The following is a 15,965-nucleotide window of genomic DNA, read 5'->3' as shown; positions in this document are numbered from 1 at the left end:
TTTAAACGGTAATCCGTTCAGTTTCTTTTATTTCATCAACACTTACATAGTAACCTTCATTCTTATCAAATGAGCGGATGATCAAGGTAATGAATACACCGATCAATCCAACGATGCCCATCCAGTACCATTCGAATACTAATCCGAAACCTGCAACGAAGAAGAAGGACGCCATAACGAACGGTACTCCTGAGTTGTCAGGCATGTGAATCGGCTTAATATCAGCCAATTTCGGTGTTACGTCTTTCTTGTCATTGCGGATCGCGACAACTGGATCCAAACCTTCTACAGTTGGAGTTACCGCAAAGTTATAGTGCGGCGGTACGGCAGATGTAGTTGCCCACTCAAGTGTACGTCCAAGGCCCCAAGAGTCACCAGTGTTTTCACGCTCTGAGTAACGGAAGCTGTAGTAGATGTTATAAACAAGGGCCAGGAATCCGATACCCATCACGAACGCTCCTACAGTAGAGACCATATTAAGATCTCCCCAGCCTGATGCTGCGCTGTACGTGTAAACACGGCGCGGCATTCCATCAAGGCCCAGGAAATACTGCGGGAAGAAACATACGTTAAACCCGATCATGAACAACCAGAATACCCATTTACCAATACGTTCATTCAGCTTGTAGCCGAACATTTTCGGATACCAGAATACAAGTCCTGCGAAACACCCAAAGACTGTTCCTGCGATCAATACATAGTGGAAGTGAGAAACAAGGAAGTACGTGTTATGGTACTGGTAGTCAGCAGCAGCCATCGCAAGCATGACACCTGTTACCCCACCGACAACAAAGTTTACGATAAATCCTAGTGCCCAAAGCATTGGTGTCGTAAATGAAATCTTACCTTTGTACATCGTAAACAACCAGTTAAAGATCTTAATACCGGTCGGAATACCGATCAGCATGGTACTGATCGAGAATGCAGTGTTAACTGCTGCACCTGTGCCCATTGTGAAGAAGTGATGGACCCAAACCAGGAAGCTGTATGCTGCGATAAGAACCATCGCCCATACCATCGCTTTGTAACCGAAAAGCACCTTGCGGGCAAATGTACTGATAATCTCTGAGAACATACCGAACGCAGGAAGGATAACGATGTATACTTCCGGGTGGCCCCAAAGCCAGAACAAGTTCGCCCATAGCATATCCATCCCCGCTCCTTGAAGCGTGAAGAAATGAGCTCCGAATAAACGATCAAATGTCATAAGTGCAAGCGCTACTGTAAGAATAGGGAACGCGAACACGATGATGACCATAGTAATGAGCGCAGACCAAGTGAACATTGGCATTCTAAACAATGTCATGCCTGGCGCTCGCATTTTTAAAATCGTTACCAGGAAGTTAATACCCGTCAACAGGGTACCGATCCCGGATATCTGAAGACCGAGCAAGTAGTAGTTCTGACCCGGACCAGGACTTAACTCATTACCGGCAAGCGGCATGTAGGCTGTCCAACCGGCAGATGGTGATCCACCGATAACGAACGAGATATTAAAGAGCATTGCTCCGATAAAGAACGTCCAGAAACTTACGGCGTTCAAATAAGGGAACGCTACGTCACGCGCTCCGATTTGAAGCGGGATAACTACGTTGATCAAACCAATCAAGAACGGCATCGCCATGAAGATGATCATGATCGTACCGTGTGTTGTAAAGATTTCGTTATAGTGCTGGGCATCAAGGAATTTTGCATCCGGTACAGCAAGCTGTGTACGCATGAGCAATGCATCGACACCACCGCGGAATAGCATAAGAACCGCAGAAGCGATGTACATGATTCCTAATTTTTTATGGTCAACGGTAGTGAGCCATTCTTTCCAAAGCCACTGCCATTTTTTAAAATATGTCAGATAAAACAGAAGTCCGATTACTGTTAAACCGATGGAAACGTCCGCACCGTAAATCAGCGGGTCACCGGTAACAAAAAATTCATCCCATTTCATAATTTAGTGCCTCCTCTATTAATGGGAATGAGATTCCCCATGAGAGTCTTGTTCCGGCTTGTTCGCATCTTTTGCTTTTGAACCGTGCGGGTTTTGCGGAACTACTCCTAAGCGTTCACGGGTCTTCACTGCATAGTCTCTATCTTTAGCGTGATCTACCCATTTTAAATGTGTGGATGAGAATGTCATCTTCTTGGCTTCGCCTTGAAGCATTAACTGATCATACTGCTTTTTAGTCAACTCAGGCGCCTTGGTGTTCGTATCTTTTGCCCATTTGTCAAAATCGCTTTGAGAAACAGAATTCACATCAAAAATCTGGTGAGTGAATCCTTCACCATTAAAGTTTGAGTTTCGGCCGGCAAATTTGCCCTTATGATCCGCCTGCAGATAAAGCGTTGTTTCCATACCTGGCATCGCGTACTTTTGGCCACCAAGTTCAGGAATCCAGAATGACGACATGGAATCTGCTGAAGTCAGCTTGAATTCCACCGTCCGGTCTTCCGGGATATTAACGTAGTTGACGGTTTCAATGCCTTGCTTCGGATAAGTGAAAATCCATTTCCAGTCAACTGCCGTCGCCGTAATGACGATAGGTTCTTTATGCGCAGAAGCCTGCGGCGGTTTCTCAAGATCATAAATGGCCTTAATCGTCGGAATAGACAAAGCGATAGTAATAAGTATTGGGATAGCCGTCCAGAGTATTTCTAATTTTTTGCTTCCCTCTTGTTCAGGTTCCCAGTTGGACATATCTTTTCTGTTTTCACGGTATTTAACCACGATCACCGTGAACAAGATATACACTACAAGTAGAATAAGTGCCATGAATCCTATAGAATAAAGAATAAGATCCTTCTGCTGAGCCCCAACAGGTCCTTTCGGATCTAGAACTATATAATTGCTGCAACCGCCCAAGAAAAATACGGACAGCATAAGTCCTAACGCAAAAAACGGTTTTAACCGCTTAAACACTAGGCCCACCTTCCTTCCTGTAAACATATAAGTGAGATTTCTCACTGCATACTTTTAACTTTGTGCTTTCGTTCACAATAATAACAAATTTCCCAGAAAAATAGACCATCTTTTATGAACTGTCATAAGTTCTTCAAGTAAATTTCACGACTTTATCACATATTTATCAAAGAATGTTCATATTTTTGGAATATACTTCATCCTCTGCCAATCACATTTTTATGTATAACGAATTGAAAAAGCCGCCTTGTCGGGCGACTCTTTTTTGCTTTCTAAATTCTGTATTTCCTTTAAATGGGCGGGTTAAACCCAGTTAAGAATTAAAAAATAATAAATGTTTCACATGGAACGTTTATTCTTCAAAATCGACATTTTCCCTTGCCTGTACAGCAGTCACCGCCTTCGCGGTTTTTCAAGCTTCAGCTTTTGGATTTTTTCCTTGATTCCTTTTTCGATAAGCTGCAAATGCCTACTGTCCTTTGCCGCCACCATGGTCACGGCAAGCCCTTTATTGCCGGCTCGTCCTGTTCGCCCGATCCGGTGGATATAACTTTCTGTATCCTGAGGAATATCGTAATTAATAACATGTGTTACACCCTCCACATCGAGTCCGCGTGCAGCAACGTCTGTAGCGATGAGATAACGGATCTCCCCTTTACGAAAGGCGTTCATCACCGCTTCCCTTTTAGCCTGCGTGAGGTCGCCATGCAATTCATCTGTCTGAAAGCCTGCTTCTTTTAAAGCCTCATTCAGCTTGCTTACCCGCCTCTTCGTACGGCAAAAAATGATGGCAAGATAAGGACGATGCAGCTCGAGCAAAAGTTTCAAGTCTTCCTGCTTCGACCGGTCCGTCGTCTCTATCACCCGCTGTCTTATTTCCTTTAAGGTAATCAGTGTCTTCTTCACCGTGATCTGGTCTGGATCTTTCATGTACGTTCCGGCCAGTTTTACGATTTCCGGGGGCATAGTCGCGGAAAAAAGCATCATCTGGCGGCTCTCTGGAGTCTGATGGATAATCTCTTCCACATCCTGCAAAAAACCGATATGCAGCATCTGATCTGCTTCATCCAAAACCAGCATTCTAACCTGTGACAAATCAAGCGTGCCACGTCTGACATGATCCAACAGACGGCCGGGCGTCGCGATGACAACCTGTACTCTTCCTCCAAGTTTGTGCATCTGCTGAATGACATCTTGGCCTCCATAAACGGACAGGACTTCAATTCCAATCGCACGGCTCAGCTTTCTCACTTCCTCCGCCACCTGGATGGCTAATTCCCTTGTCGGCGTGACAATAAGCGCTTGTACCGCTCCTTTCTCGCGGTCAATCCGCTGCAGCATCGGAACGGCAAAGGCCATCGTTTTCCCGGTCCCTGTCTGGGATTTAGCAATAACATCTTTACCTTCCAACACAAGTGGAATCACCTGCTCCTGAATGGCGGTCGGCTGGGTGATCCCATATTCCGCTAACGTTTTCCGAAGCAGAGGATCGACCTGTAAAGCATCAAATCCACCCATGAGGCAGCCTCCTTTCATTTCCTTTGTTAGTGAACATCGCATACTGATGCAGAGAGAGATCCTGGAATCTTTTTCTCCTAATGGGTTTACATGCATCTTTTAAAAAAGAGAGCCGTTTTCACAGGCTCCCTTTTTGTTCCTATTAGTTTGCTACTTTGTTGTTCAGCTTATCATTCAGCCTTAATAGCATATCTTCCGTCATTTTATCCAGATCATAGTCTGCTTTAAAGCCCCATTCGGCTGCAGCTGCAGATGAATCGATAGCATTAGGCCAGCTGTCCGCGATCGCCTGCCTAACAGGGTCCACTTCGTAATCCATCGTAAAGGATGGCATCTGCTTTTTGATAGCAGCAGCAATTTGTTCCGGCTCAAAGCTCATCGCAGAAACGTTGAACGAGTTGCGGTGAACCAGTTTTGTCGGATCGGCCTCCATCAAGTTGATGATCGCATTTAACGCATCCGGCATATACATCATATCCATGTAAGTTCCCGCATCGATAAATGAAGTGTATCTGCCTTTACGGACAGCTTCGTAATAAATCTCAACCGCATAATCCGTCGTGCCTCCTCCAGGAGGAGCAACGTAAGAGATCAATCCAGGGAATCGCAGCCCGCGGGTATCCACGCCAAATTTGTGGTAGTAATAATCACAAAGCAGTTCACCGGACACTTTGTTGACTCCGTACATGGTCGTTGGGCGCTGGATTGTGTCCTGTGGAGTCTGGTCTTTCGGTGTTGAAGGACCGAACGCTCCAATGGAACTTGGTGTAAAGAACCGGCAGTTCAGCTCTCTTGCTACCTCCAGCGCGTTCACGAGGCCACCCATGTTCAAATTCCACGCCAATAAAGGCTTCGCTTCTGCGGTTGCAGAAAGAAGGGCAGCAAGATGGATCACCGTATCCGCATTATATTTTTTGGCGATGCCGGCCATCGACTGCGCATCGGTTACATCAAGAATTTCAAAAGGTCCTGATTGAACGACCGGGCTGTCTGCCTTACGGATATCGGTCGCAATGACATGATCCGCTCCATATATATCACGAGCTTTCATGACCAACTCTGAACCAATCTGCCCGAGCGCTCCAGTAATTAATATCTTTTTCATGCTACATCCTCCAAATCTATACCGGCTCCATTATTAAGAGATGATTCCCATTTCCTTGCCGACCTTCTCGTAGATGGCAAGAGCCTGATCAAGCATTTCCTTTGTATGGGCCGCTGTCGGCATGTTTCTCACACGGCCGGTGCCTCTTGGTACCGTTGGGAAGACGATGGATTTTGCATAAACGCCTTCTTCATTCAGCTTTTTGCTGAACTCCTGGGTTTTTACTTCATCACCTACGATAACAGGTGTAATTGGTGTTTCACTGTTTCCGATATCATAGCCCAGCTTCTCCAAGCCTTGTTTCAAATACTTGCTGTTGTCCCATAGTTTTTCCTGAAGCTCTGTGCTTGATGTTAAGATTTCAATGGCCTTCGTACAAGCCGCTACATCTCCTGGAGTCAGTGAAGTAGAGAACAAGAATGGACGGCTTCTGACTTTGAGCCAATCGATCAAGTCTTTTTTGCCGGCCACATAGCCGCCGACCACACCAATCGCTTTAGAAAGCGTACCGATTTGGAAATCCACTTTATCAGATAAACCAAAATGCTTCACAGTTCCAGCACCGTTGCCGAGTACGCCAGAGCCGTGTGCATCGTCAACGTAAGTGATAAGGTCGAACTCTTCTGCGATTTCTACGATCTCCGGAAGCTTGGCAATGTCTCCGTCCATGGAGAAAACACCATCTGTGATGACCATGATCTTGTTATAAAGTCCAGATTCCTTCGCTTCCTTCGCTTTTGCACGAAGGTCTTCCATGTCAGAGTGGTTGACACGGATAATTTTCGCTTTGGAAAGTCTGCAGCCGTCAATGATGGACGCATGGTTCAGCTCATCCGAAAGAATCGCATCGTTTTTATCCATGACAGCCGAGATGGCAGCCATGTTGCAGTTAAAACCAGATTGATAGGCGATTGCTGCCTCTGTATGTTTGAACTCCGCTAATTTTTCTTCAAGTCTTACATGGAGGTCAAGCGTTCCGTTTATGGTACGCACAGCCCCTGCACCAACACCATATTCATCAATCGCCTGTTTGGCAGCTTGCTTCAGGCGCTCATCTGTTGCTAGACCAAGATAGTTGTTGGAAGAAAGGTTGATCAATTCCTTGCCGCTTACTTTGATCTTCGGACCGTTCGCACTTTGCAGCGGGTCAATCACGTTATACAGACCTTTTTCTATTAAATCACCCAAATTTTCTTGCAAAAAGCGATCCAGTACATTACTTGACATACAAACTCTCCTTTCAATTTTCAAAATGTTATGTGAGTCTGAACAAATGTACGCGTGAAAAAAACACAAAAATTCAGAAATAATTCAATGTTAATAAGTATCTAGCACTAAAAATATTTTATCATATTTCTGATTTGTTTACATCATATGGACAAAATTCTTACTACTCTGTCTAGTATTTCTTTCCCGTTTCACAGTGATTTCATTCTAAAATAAAAAAGCCGCCCGTCATTGAGAGGGCGGCAGATCGGTTTCGGGATGCTACTTGACCAGTGAATGCTTAAAGGCATAGATAACGGCCTGGGTTCTATCCTGAACATCAAGCTTGTTTAAAATATTGCTCACATGTACTTTAACGGTTTTTTGTGCGATAAATAACTGGTCGGCAATCTCCTGATTGGATTTTCCTTCTGTCATTAAGAGGAGAACCTCCAGTTCGCGGCTCGTGAGCTCTTCATGGGGCTTCTGATGATTTTTTTGGCGCATACGGTTCATCATCTTGCCTGTCACCTCGGGTTCAAGAACAGACTGGCCGTGATATGTAGCTCTTACCGCTTCAGCGATCTCACTCGCTTTTGAAGTCTTGAGCATATAGCTTACTGCTCCTGCTTCAATCGCGGGGTACACTTTTTCATCATCGAGGAAACTGGTCACAATGATGATCTTCGCTTCCGGCCATTGCTCAATAATTTTTTTCGTCGCTTCTATTCCGTCCATTTCATTCATGACCAGGTCCATTAAAATAACATCAGGACGGAGCTCCAATGCCTGTTCAACCGCTTTCTTCCCATTCTCGGCCTCACCGACCACCTCAAGATCTGGCTGCGCTGAAAGATAGGATGAAACACCGATTCTTACCATTTCATGATCGTCCGCAAACAATACTTTAATCATTTTTACCATCCTCCACCGAAATCACTGGAACTTTTACTTCCAGCCGAGTCCCTTTGTCGGGCAGACTTACCACTTTCATCGCGCCGCCGATCTCCAGCGCTCTTTCCTGCATGTTTTGAAGCCCGTAGGACCCGGCTTTATCCTCATCCAAAGCAAATCCTACCCCATTGTCAGCCACGCGAAGAATGATTAATCCCTCACGTTCGATCAGGAGGATTTCAAGAGAGGTAGCTTTCGCATGCCTCAGTGTGTTCGAAACAGATTCCTGCAGAATTCTGAACAGGTGGTCCTCCACCCCCTTGTCGAGCGGCATTTCTTCTATTTTTGTATGAATCTCTATCGGCACTTTTTGAACGAGCTCCGCTAGCAGTTCTTTAATTCCTTCCTGCAATGACTTTCCTTTTAGAGCGGCAGGGCGGAGGTGGAGCAGCAGGGCTCTCATCTCGAGCTGTGACTGGTGGATCATTTGTTCCACCAGTTTCAGCTGTCTGTTCTCAGGGACTTCTTCAGATTCCCTTGGCTCGTTTATGGCTGACATCAGCATGGACGCGGCAAAAAGCTGCTGGCTTACGGAATCATGCAGTTCACGGGCTAAGCGATGCCTCTCCCTCGAGATCATCTCTTGAATGATTTTCTCCTGATCTTCAGCTTTTTCGTTCGCCAGCTTTTGTGAGGCTCTGGCCTGATCCGTAACCTGGCGCTGAACATTTTTCATTCTTTTCCACAGCGCATCCATTTCTGTCCCCTGTGCTTGCAGAGGAAGATGAAAGGACCTGCCGTTCTCCATCTCACGAAGGGCTTCTTCCACTTGTTTGAGCTGCCTGCGGACAGCAGACCCATGCAGCAAACCGAAAAACACCCCAAGAACCAAACTGGCAGCTGGCACGACCAGAACAAATGGGAGACCGAACAGCTGCCGATCCCATAGGTAAGCCCAATTCGGGAAAGGATTCACCCTATACACAGCAATGAAAACCAGTATGGCGGTCAACAGAGATACGGCGATGGACAGGAGGACACTTCTCAACAAGATACTCATGTCCGCTTCACCTCTAGATCTCCGACCACCATGGATGTAACAATCTTAATTCTTTGCTGGGCCTGATGGTAGTTCTCCGTTTGAAAATGAAAGAGCTGATTGAAAATTTTTGATTCATGAAGCTGAAAAACCGTTGTGCTGCCTGCCAGCACAGAATGATGAACACTTACAGCTGCTTCATAAGGCACAAGAATTTTAATGTTTCCGGCAACATTGCGTATAGCAATGACTGATTCTCCATCCGGCAAAACAGTATTGCTCAGGTCGATGATGCTGTCTCCGATCCCGCACTGAATGTTGATATCACTCCATTCGTACACATGGTCCGGGGTTTGCTGCCTGCCGTAAAGTATATTTTTAAACAGCGGCTGTTTCGTTAAAAGTGACTCGGACAGCCGGGAATCCTCCTCTTTTTGGACCACCGGTTCAATCACTGACGGACTTTTTTTAGACTGATAGAACTGGATGACCAGATAAACAAGGACCGCGACCATAACAAACTTGAAGGCGATCATGTTAAGCACTGTGATGATCAATCCAAACCATCCGCCCCAATACAGCACTTTCCCGAATGTCCGAGGCATTTTTTTTCTGCCAATATAGATGCAGCCAGCCATGAGAGCAAAGATGAAAATCAATTCGCCTCCACGAAATGAAAGTTCAAGCAGAACAAGCAGTACACCAATCAAACCAAGCCAGCTGATCATTTCTGTTTTTTTACCGTTAAACATGGCGCACCCCTTCTATCTCTCTCATTTTGACTGTTCATGGTACACGTCCTAAAAGGCGCAGTGCCCTACGCCTTTTAGAATACCATTTTCAAATTATGAAATCGTAGATTTTTCTTCTTTTTTCCATTGTTTTTCAAGCCGGGCAAACCGATCATCGATGGTATTGAAGTGATAATCCGTATTCACCTGATGCTCCAGCCGCTCTAAATAGCGTTCCATCCCGTCGAATCTGAGGCCTGGCTTCGAACCTGTTCCCGCATCCAGAATTTTGTTCATTCCTCGATGGGCACGGGCGATATTTTCACGTCCCATCAGCTCCATACGCTTTACATACATATCTTTCAGCTTATGCTTCATCTGTTCAAACTTTTGCTCCAGTGTTTCCAGTTCACGCTTCGCTTCTAATTTAGCTTCATGCAGTCGGGCTGCACGCTCATCATACCGCTGCTGTTCGTTCACTGCAAACTCATGCAGGTCGCTCTCTCCAGCCTGAAGAGCCAAATCCGCCTGCTTCTTTCTTTTCTCAGCATACACCTTAGCTTCTCTGTACTCTTTTGTAAATTCTTCGGTAAGTATAAATTGGCGTTCCACCAGTTTACGTACACGGTCCGTTTCTTGTTCACATTGGCGCAAATATTGGTTTAGCAGCGAGAGGGGATTCTTCTGCTCCTTCTGATCGAGCATCTCGTGAAAATCAGCCGCTATGGAATTTTTGATTCTAGTAAAAAGTGTACTCATGTTCATTCTCTCCTTTTATTGGTTTCTGTTCATTTCTGCCCATTGTTTTTCGAAGTTTACGAATGGGTCGTCAGTTGCCTCTGTTACACTTTTCTTGCTGTTCCATCCTTTATACACCAGGTACAGCACATAGAGGGCGAGGACACCTAAAAGGGCAGGCACATTGGAGATGGCTGCACATGCTGCAATCACGCTGACAGCCCCCCACAAAATTTTCTTGGACGTTGTTTCGGCCTTCATAAAGCCCTTAACCGCAAAATATAAAATCACCAATCCGATCGCGAGTCCAATCATGGGACCGATGTTCGCCAGCAGGGTGACCGCTGCAATTCCTCCGAGTACAAACAAACCAAATTTCTTCATTTGTTGTTACCTCCTTTCTTATCTCTAGCTTACCTGCGTTCCTGTTTTCCTATAATGTACCCCGGCTATATTTTCCACTACGACCAGAGGCGTATTTTAATAGGGAAGGCGGGAGATCGGGCATCAAATTGTTCTGTTGGGGCCACTTTTCTATGCCGCCAGCGCAAAAAAGCCGGCTCAGAGTAAATCTCTGAAACCGGCTTTCTTATATGGAATCTATTATCGGTTATGTCCAGGACTCGATATCCTCCTCATCGATCTCTTCTTCATCGATGACATCTTCATACTCTGGAGAATGTTTCGGTCCTTCCTGATAACTGTTGCCCTGTCCGCCTGCAGCATCCTCTAACGAGAATCCGCGGTCGGCGGGAACATGCTGCTGCAGATTACGGACTCCGTTCGCTTTGATCTCGTTCTCGACCAAATAACGGATCGAGTCCATCAGGTTCGTTTGCGAGTTGATCCAGTCAATAATGGCGGGGGATTCATTCTTCTTCGTCTTTAACGAAATATTGTCGCCTGGCTTTTTTTGTTTCTTCATCATCACACCCCCTTACCATTTAAATGAGAGACTTAAACTGGCTGTTTCGCACGATCCTTGATCGCACCGTAGATTTTTCCGCGTACGAATGCATTCAATCCGTTTGCATTCATCGTCACTGCGTATTTTGCAGGAATATACAGAAGCTGAATCTCGCGCTCATCACAAAGCTCCTTAAGCATTGGAGAAAGAATAGGGTTCATTAAGATGCTTCCGCCTCCATAAACACAAATCAAATCGATTTCATTTCTCGCTTTAGTAAGCTGCTTGCGGATGTTGTTAATAATTTGGCGAGCCTGCCCTTCAAGCGGTCTTTTCAATGTTTTCATCGCACGCGCATGGTATTTATGGTTCGGGTTCTTGATCACGTCACTGAAAAATTGACGCGGGCTGTCAGGAAGGTGAATCAGTCTGTTGAACTCACTGAGTGCTTCCTCGATCGCATACCCTGCACCATGGTTGGATCCATGAACGAACTGGCGCAAAAATTTGTTTCCTTCTGTGATCGGGTACTCAGTAGAACCGTCACCGATATCTGTATGAAGGATTTTTTTGTTTTTAAAGAAGCTGCCGTTGAAGTTCTTCGGCATATCGTATGCTTCAATAAATTGGTCAAAAATATCGCCTTTTCTCCAGTTTCCGTCTTCATCCTTTTGAAGAGAGAAGGTAACTGGCGTTGCTTCAGGAATAACTTTTACAAATTCAAATTCTACTTTTACTGCAACACGCTGTTTTCCAACATGGACCGTCACGTGGTGAGGGCCGTTCATGAAACGCTTCTCAAATTTTGCTGCGGATTCATCAGAATGCTGTGTGATGGGAAGTGCGGTCGCCATATCCACCATGACTTCAATCGATGCGGGAAGCTTTTTCTCTTCTGCAAAACCTTTTTGTACCGCTACTGCTGCGATTTGAGCGAGCGTGTTGACGATCGGCAGATCAATTTCATACTTGTAATCTACGCCGACCTGAATGTTTTCGATGAGCTCACCGCTTTCAAGCGCAAACTTTCCTACATAATACATACCCGCCCGTGCAGCCGGGGAATCAATGGTTACGATCAGGTTATCCTGAAGATTACGGACAATCGCTTCAGGGGCCTGTTCTTCACTCCATGGCAGCTGGTCCACTGCACAGTTTACGTTCGGCTGCTGAAACAAGCGGCCATCAATGTAAATATCATGCTCACTGTTTCCGTTATCGTTGCCTACTAAAAATTGATATTGCATAGTATCTATTCCTCCTATTATTTTATCTAAAACTACCTGGTGGCACAAGGTATTACTCAGCCATATACTGCTTTATGTATTGATATTTCCTGAAAAATAGTGGCACTGGAATATACATGGCTGAAGTTCTACTATATAGAACTTCGAACGATTTTGGTAGATTCCGACACTCCTATGCTTAATAATATTTGACAATTCTAGAATAACACCTCCTATTTTTTTAAGAAATTCCTCCAGACTGAACCTTTTGAATCTAATTTTGGAAAAACTTCCTGCAGCCGCCCGAGGCCGTTTTATGGTAAAGTAACTACGATCATCGCGACCGTCATCGGTACATTATGCATGGCTTTTTTCGCAAACTATCGGTTCCTCAGCTTCCTGAAGGAGTACTTGTCTCAAACCCTGTTCAATCGGTCGCCGATGTCATACATTTCGGACTGTACAGCGTTGTGTTCTCCTTCCTGCTTGTTATGCTTTGCTTGGTGCTGTAATCGCTGGTACAGAGGATACGGCGCTCACGAGCGGGCTGAAGAATGCCGTAATCAAGAACAAGACGACAACGGTGACCCCTGTTAATCCGGTCTTCCCTCCAGAACCAACTCCAGCGGATGATTCAACGGATGCTGCGCTCACTTCAAGTATCGCGAACGGGATCGCCCTTGGATTCATCTCCTACCCGATCATGAAATTTGCGAGAGGAAAGATCCGCGAGGTCCATCCGCTCGTCTACGTATTTGCGATTCTATTTTTATACCAGCTCGTCTTTTTGGCGTCGAAATAACGAAGCACCGGAAAACTCTGGTGCTTTTTTTCATATTAACGCTAAAAATGTTTAAATGCAGCTTCCTTTTTGCATTCTTTGAAAGATTCATGCCGGGTCATTTATATTATCGAAAATCGCGATTTTATTATCGAACTGGATAAGCTCCACTGAATTCGACCAAATCTGACACATTCATTTAATTTTATCAAGACTCGCAAGCTAAAAGTATACAATCCGGCGTTCCCGTTCATATTAAGGGCGAAAAGGAGGTTTTTACGATGAACAAACAACGTGCTCAGGAAATCGCATCATCCCCGGTGATGGCCAACGTTACATATGATGGCGTTCCGATTTATATCCAGCATGTCGACGAGCAGGGAGAAACGGCCAGGATCTATCCGCTCGGACAGCCAGAAAATGAACAGCAGGTTTCTCTCAACAGTTTAGTGGAAGAATAAATGCCCCTTTTACAGGGGTATTTTCTTTGTCAGAGAGAAACACGATTAAGCTGGGAATATGAACGGGAATAGTACATAATGTTGAAATAAAAACTATTTACCTTTGCTTGGGGTGATTGTCAGCATGCTTAGTTTAAATAAGGATCATAATCCGCTAACCAACAAAGAGCTCATTGGTTCATTTTCAGAGTATAAGGATGGTTTACAAAACCTGCTCGCCGAGACAGATACCCTTTTCCAGAAACTGAACCCTTTGCCTGAGCCGGCCCATACTTCTTCTTTTTCATTAAAAAACGTGCTCCATGGCCTGCCTAAATTTCTGCTGTCCACTTCATCCCATAAAAATCAAGACCCGCTGCCTCAAATAGAAGCAGATGAGGAGGGAGGCATTTATCCCGATTGGAAAAAGAAGCTCGATCAGGCACTGATCCACCTTGAGCAGGAGATCGAACAAGAGGTAAATGTTCGGGATTTCGGAGCAGCTGGAGACGGCATTACTGATGATACAGAAGCTTTCAGAAAGGCCATCGGGCACGGCAGAGCAAAGGTGCTTATTCCTGCAGGTGTGTATATCACACGTGGAATTCGGCTGCCGTCATGGACGATGTTGATCGGTGCCGGTAAAGGACTAACAACCATCAAGCTGCATGATAAGGCACCTAGAGGCCGGCAGCTCGTAACGAACTCCAGCCACTGGAGGGGCAACCATCATATTTATGTACAGGGGATGAGCCTGGATTGGAATGTCGAACGTTTGGATCCTTACAAAAAGACAGCATCAGGAAATAACCAGTCCAGCTGTCTGACGTATGCTCATGTTACATTCGGCTGGGTAAAAGAGGTAGAAGGCATCAATCCCGGTCTGCATTGTTTTGATGTTTCATCTGCCATATATACTTATTTCGGGGATGCGACCCGCGCCCGCAGGAGCAGCCGCTATATCTGGCTCGACCAGCTGAACGGCTATGGGTTTGGTGATGACGGAATCACGACTCATCACAGCGTTAATATTCTCATTTCAAACTGCCATCTGTGTGATCCAAGCGGACGATCCCATAAGGAAGGATTCTCGAATTCCAACGGCATCGAAGTGGACGATGGCTCCCGAAATGTGATGCTTCTTAACAATTCGACTACCCGGTGCTTCGGCGGTGTTGAAATTAAAGCGCACCATAACTCTGCAGCCGCCAGCAACACTCAGATCGTCGGGCATATCTCGATTAATGACAACCGTGCCTACAATTTTCGCCATATCGGCCATCACATTGAAACGGACCCCGAATCGAAGACAGCTTTTAATATTAAAGCGAGCCATATCGTGGCGGTTTCACCTATCCGGACTCCTTTATACAAGGACTCAACACCCCGGGCAATGGTGATCTCTGCTTATAAAAACGTGGCCATCAACCATTTTACCGTCATTGGCGACCCTGAGTATGATTACCGGGGGGAGCCAATCATCGCCGTCCAGTACCGATCGAGGAACATTATTTTGCATGATCTGAAGATCAGGGATTTTAAAACAGCCGGTGCGGATATTAAAGTATTTGGCGGCCCTCACGGAGCAGACTCGGTCGAAATCCGGAAGGTAAAGATACGAAACTCTGCACCAACTGCGGTTCATATCGGGCCTGATATACAGTCCATTAAAATCAGTGATGTTCAAGCGGTGTGCGAAAAGGGGAACAAGGGACTCGTCGTTGATCAGTCGAACGCTAAAATTGAAGATTTTCATTCACTCGGCTATAAAACTCCGATTTCTATCGCTAATACGCAACAGGCGTAAATACCATGCCAAAAGGGCATCGGGACCCTGCTAACACAGGGGTCTGGCATCTGAAAAAAAGAACGCCCCACCCCGCAAGCGGGATGGGGCGTTAGGTTTATTGTTAGGGACCCTGCTCTTCTATCATCTTTTTACAGACTTGATAGCATTCCTCGACATGAGAGTTGCCGAGGTATTTCATCGCCGCGAAGCTGATTCCCGCCGCTACAGCCTGTCCCACTAACGGCACAAACTTCGTGACTTGTTTAACGGCGATGCGTTTACCGGCCTTTTTTAATAAAAGAGAAATCATCCGTTTCGTTACGACTTTCCCCGCAAACTGGCTGCCCGCTGAAGTAAGAAGAACGATGATTTTTCCTTTTAACGTCGCATCCAACTTCTCAATCTGCCCGGGTGCCAATCCGAACTTTTCATTGATCGTCGGCAGCAGCTCCATCATGATGGTGATGTCCGCACCCACGTCCATTCCGGGAATGGGAATGACAGCGGCCGCTGCCGAAGCAGAAGCACGCTTATTCACCAACGCCTTGCATTCCGTACGGATCGCTTCCAGTTCTTCTATCGTTTTAGGAATCATGGTTATCTCCTTTAATAACCTTTGCTTAGATTATACCCAAAATGAAATGATGAATAACTAGTATTGTGTTCCAATAAAAAAG

Annotated in this window: 15 protein-coding genes and 1 pseudogene; 3 read left to right on the top strand and 13 right to left on the bottom strand. The window is 45.6% G+C overall.

Annotated features, from left to right (window positions below; all coding sequences use genetic code 11):
• Position 1 precedes the first annotated feature (1 nt).
• From qoxB to ABHN01_RS07320, 12 genes are all read right to left on the bottom strand, one after another.
• Complete coding sequence (qoxB, locus tag ABHN01_RS07375) at positions 2–1,945, bottom strand: cytochrome aa3 quinol oxidase subunit I (protein WP_429874991.1); 1,944 nt, start codon at positions 1,943–1,945, stop codon at positions 2–4.
• Positions 1,946–1,963: 18 nt separating this feature from the next.
• Entirely contained in the window at positions 1,964–2,914 is a 951-nt protein-coding gene (qoxA, locus tag ABHN01_RS07370; RefSeq protein ID WP_429874990.1) for a cytochrome aa3 quinol oxidase subunit II, read from the bottom strand.
• Positions 2,915–3,307: 393 nt separating this feature from the next.
• Positions 3,308–4,432 (bottom strand): DEAD/DEAH box helicase, encoded by a 1,125-nt coding sequence (locus tag ABHN01_RS07365; RefSeq protein ID WP_429874989.1) that lies wholly within the window; start codon positions 4,430–4,432, stop codon positions 3,308–3,310.
• A 142-nt stretch (positions 4,433–4,574) separates the two neighbouring features.
• A complete protein-coding gene (locus tag ABHN01_RS07360) occupies positions 4,575–5,537 on the bottom strand; it encodes an L-threonine 3-dehydrogenase (protein ID WP_429874988.1) in 963 nt (320 codons plus the stop codon).
• 33 nt (positions 5,538–5,570) lie between these two features.
• Positions 5,571–6,764 carry a glycine C-acetyltransferase gene (locus tag ABHN01_RS07355; protein ID WP_290397649.1) on the bottom strand — a complete coding sequence of 398 codons (1,194 nt, stop codon included), beginning with the start codon at positions 6,762–6,764 and terminating at the stop codon, positions 5,571–5,573.
• 261 nt (positions 6,765–7,025) lie between these two features.
• The gene (locus ABHN01_RS07350; RefSeq protein WP_290397648.1) at positions 7,026–7,658 is read right to left on the bottom strand and encodes a response regulator transcription factor; all 633 of its coding nucleotides are present in this window, start codon (positions 7,656–7,658) and stop codon (positions 7,026–7,028) included.
• A complete protein-coding gene (locus ABHN01_RS07345) occupies positions 7,651–8,697 on the bottom strand; it encodes a sensor histidine kinase (RefSeq protein ID WP_429874987.1) in 1,047 nt (348 codons plus the stop codon). The genes ABHN01_RS07350 and ABHN01_RS07345 overlap by 8 nt, the downstream gene beginning before the upstream one ends.
• Positions 8,694–9,428, bottom strand: a complete 735-nt coding sequence (gene liaF, locus ABHN01_RS07340) for a cell wall-active antibiotics response protein LiaF (RefSeq protein ID WP_429874986.1) — start codon at positions 9,426–9,428, stop codon at positions 8,694–8,696. Before liaF ends, ABHN01_RS07345 begins: the two co-directional genes overlap by 4 nt.
• 93 nt (positions 9,429–9,521) lie before the next feature.
• Positions 9,522–10,166, bottom strand: coding sequence for a PspA/IM30 family protein (locus ABHN01_RS07335; RefSeq protein ID WP_429874985.1), 645 nt, complete (start codon positions 10,164–10,166; stop codon positions 9,522–9,524).
• Between the two features lie 15 nt (positions 10,167–10,181).
• Positions 10,182–10,529 (bottom strand): flagellar basal body rod protein, encoded by a 348-nt coding sequence (locus ABHN01_RS07330; RefSeq protein WP_429874984.1) that lies wholly within the window; start codon positions 10,527–10,529, stop codon positions 10,182–10,184.
• A gap of 226 nt (positions 10,530–10,755) precedes the next feature.
• Complete coding sequence (locus tag ABHN01_RS07325) at positions 10,756–11,070, bottom strand: hypothetical protein (protein WP_429874983.1); 315 nt, start codon at positions 11,068–11,070, stop codon at positions 10,756–10,758.
• A gap of 32 nt (positions 11,071–11,102) precedes the next feature.
• Positions 11,103–12,299: a ParM/StbA family protein gene (locus ABHN01_RS07320; protein ID WP_290397642.1), complete on the bottom strand. Its 1,197-nt coding sequence runs from the start codon at positions 12,297–12,299 to the stop codon at positions 11,103–11,105.
• Positions 12,300–12,679: 380 nt separating this feature from the next.
• On the opposite strand from ABHN01_RS07320, the pseudogene ABHN01_RS07315 reads away from it, so the two are divergent.
• The 3 genes and pseudogenes from ABHN01_RS07315 to ABHN01_RS07305 all read left to right on the top strand — a co-directional run.
• Positions 12,680–13,080, top strand: a pseudogene (locus ABHN01_RS07315) (hypothetical protein); the annotation flags it as partial.
• A gap of 260 nt (positions 13,081–13,340) precedes the next feature.
• Complete coding sequence (locus ABHN01_RS07310) at positions 13,341–13,520, top strand: small acid-soluble spore protein H (RefSeq protein ID WP_429874982.1); 180 nt, start codon at positions 13,341–13,343, stop codon at positions 13,518–13,520.
• 124 nt (positions 13,521–13,644) lie between these two features.
• Positions 13,645–15,306, top strand: a complete 1,662-nt coding sequence (locus ABHN01_RS07305) for a glycosyl hydrolase family 28-related protein (RefSeq protein WP_429874981.1) — start codon at positions 13,645–13,647, stop codon at positions 15,304–15,306.
• Between the two features lie 103 nt (positions 15,307–15,409).
• Here ABHN01_RS07305 and ABHN01_RS07300 read toward each other — a convergent pair whose 3' ends face one another.
• Entirely contained in the window at positions 15,410–15,883 is a 474-nt protein-coding gene (locus ABHN01_RS07300; protein WP_429874980.1) for a hypothetical protein, read from the bottom strand.
• Positions 15,884–15,965 lie beyond the last annotated feature (82 nt).

Source organism: Fictibacillus sp. NRS-1165 (assembly GCF_050468105.1).
GTDB lineage: Bacteria > Bacillota > Bacilli > Bacillales > Fictibacillaceae > Fictibacillus_C > Fictibacillus_C terrinigri.
Note: the sequence above shows the minus strand (reverse complement) of the source record. Positions and strands in the feature narration are given on the sequence as shown.

Bases quoted from the DNA above. Each gene is read 5' to 3' on its own strand.
- qoxB (WP_429874991.1), bottom strand. From the start codon at position 1,945: ATGAAATGGGATGAATTTTTTGTTACCGGTGACCCGCTGATTTACGGT.
- ABHN01_RS07365 (WP_429874989.1), bottom strand. From the start codon at position 4,432: ATGGGTGGATTTGATGCTTTACAGGTCGATCCTCTGCTTCGGAAAACG.
- ABHN01_RS07360 (WP_429874988.1), bottom strand. From the start codon at position 5,537: ATGAAAAAGATATTAATTACTGGAGCGCTCGGGCAGATTGGTTCAGAG.
- ABHN01_RS07355 (WP_290397649.1), bottom strand. From the start codon at position 6,764: ATGTCAAGTAATGTACTGGATCGCTTTTTGCAAGAAAATTTGGGTGAT.
- ABHN01_RS07350 (WP_290397648.1), bottom strand. From the start codon at position 7,658: ATGATTAAAGTATTGTTTGCGGACGATCATGAAATGGTAAGAATCGGT.
- ABHN01_RS07345 (WP_429874987.1), bottom strand. From the start codon at position 8,697: ATGAGTATCTTGTTGAGAAGTGTCCTCCTGTCCATCGCCGTATCTCTG.
- liaF (WP_429874986.1), bottom strand. From the start codon at position 9,428: ATGTTTAACGGTAAAAAAACAGAAATGATCAGCTGGCTTGGTTTGATT.
- ABHN01_RS07335 (WP_429874985.1), bottom strand. From the start codon at position 10,166: ATGAGTACACTTTTTACTAGAATCAAAAATTCCATAGCGGCTGATTTT.
- ABHN01_RS07330 (WP_429874984.1), bottom strand. From the start codon at position 10,529: ATGAAGAAATTTGGTTTGTTTGTACTCGGAGGAATTGCAGCGGTCACC.
- ABHN01_RS07325 (WP_429874983.1), bottom strand. From the start codon at position 11,070: ATGAAGAAACAAAAAAAGCCAGGCGACAATATTTCGTTAAAGACGAAG.
- ABHN01_RS07320 (WP_290397642.1), bottom strand. From the start codon at position 12,299: ATGCAATATCAATTTTTAGTAGGCAACGATAACGGAAACAGTGAGCAT.
- ABHN01_RS07310 (WP_429874982.1), top strand. From the start codon at position 13,341: ATGAACAAACAACGTGCTCAGGAAATCGCATCATCCCCGGTGATGGCC.
- ABHN01_RS07305 (WP_429874981.1), top strand. From the start codon at position 13,645: ATGCTTAGTTTAAATAAGGATCATAATCCGCTAACCAACAAAGAGCTC.
- ABHN01_RS07300 (WP_429874980.1), bottom strand. From the start codon at position 15,883: ATGATTCCTAAAACGATAGAAGAACTGGAAGCGATCCGTACGGAATGC.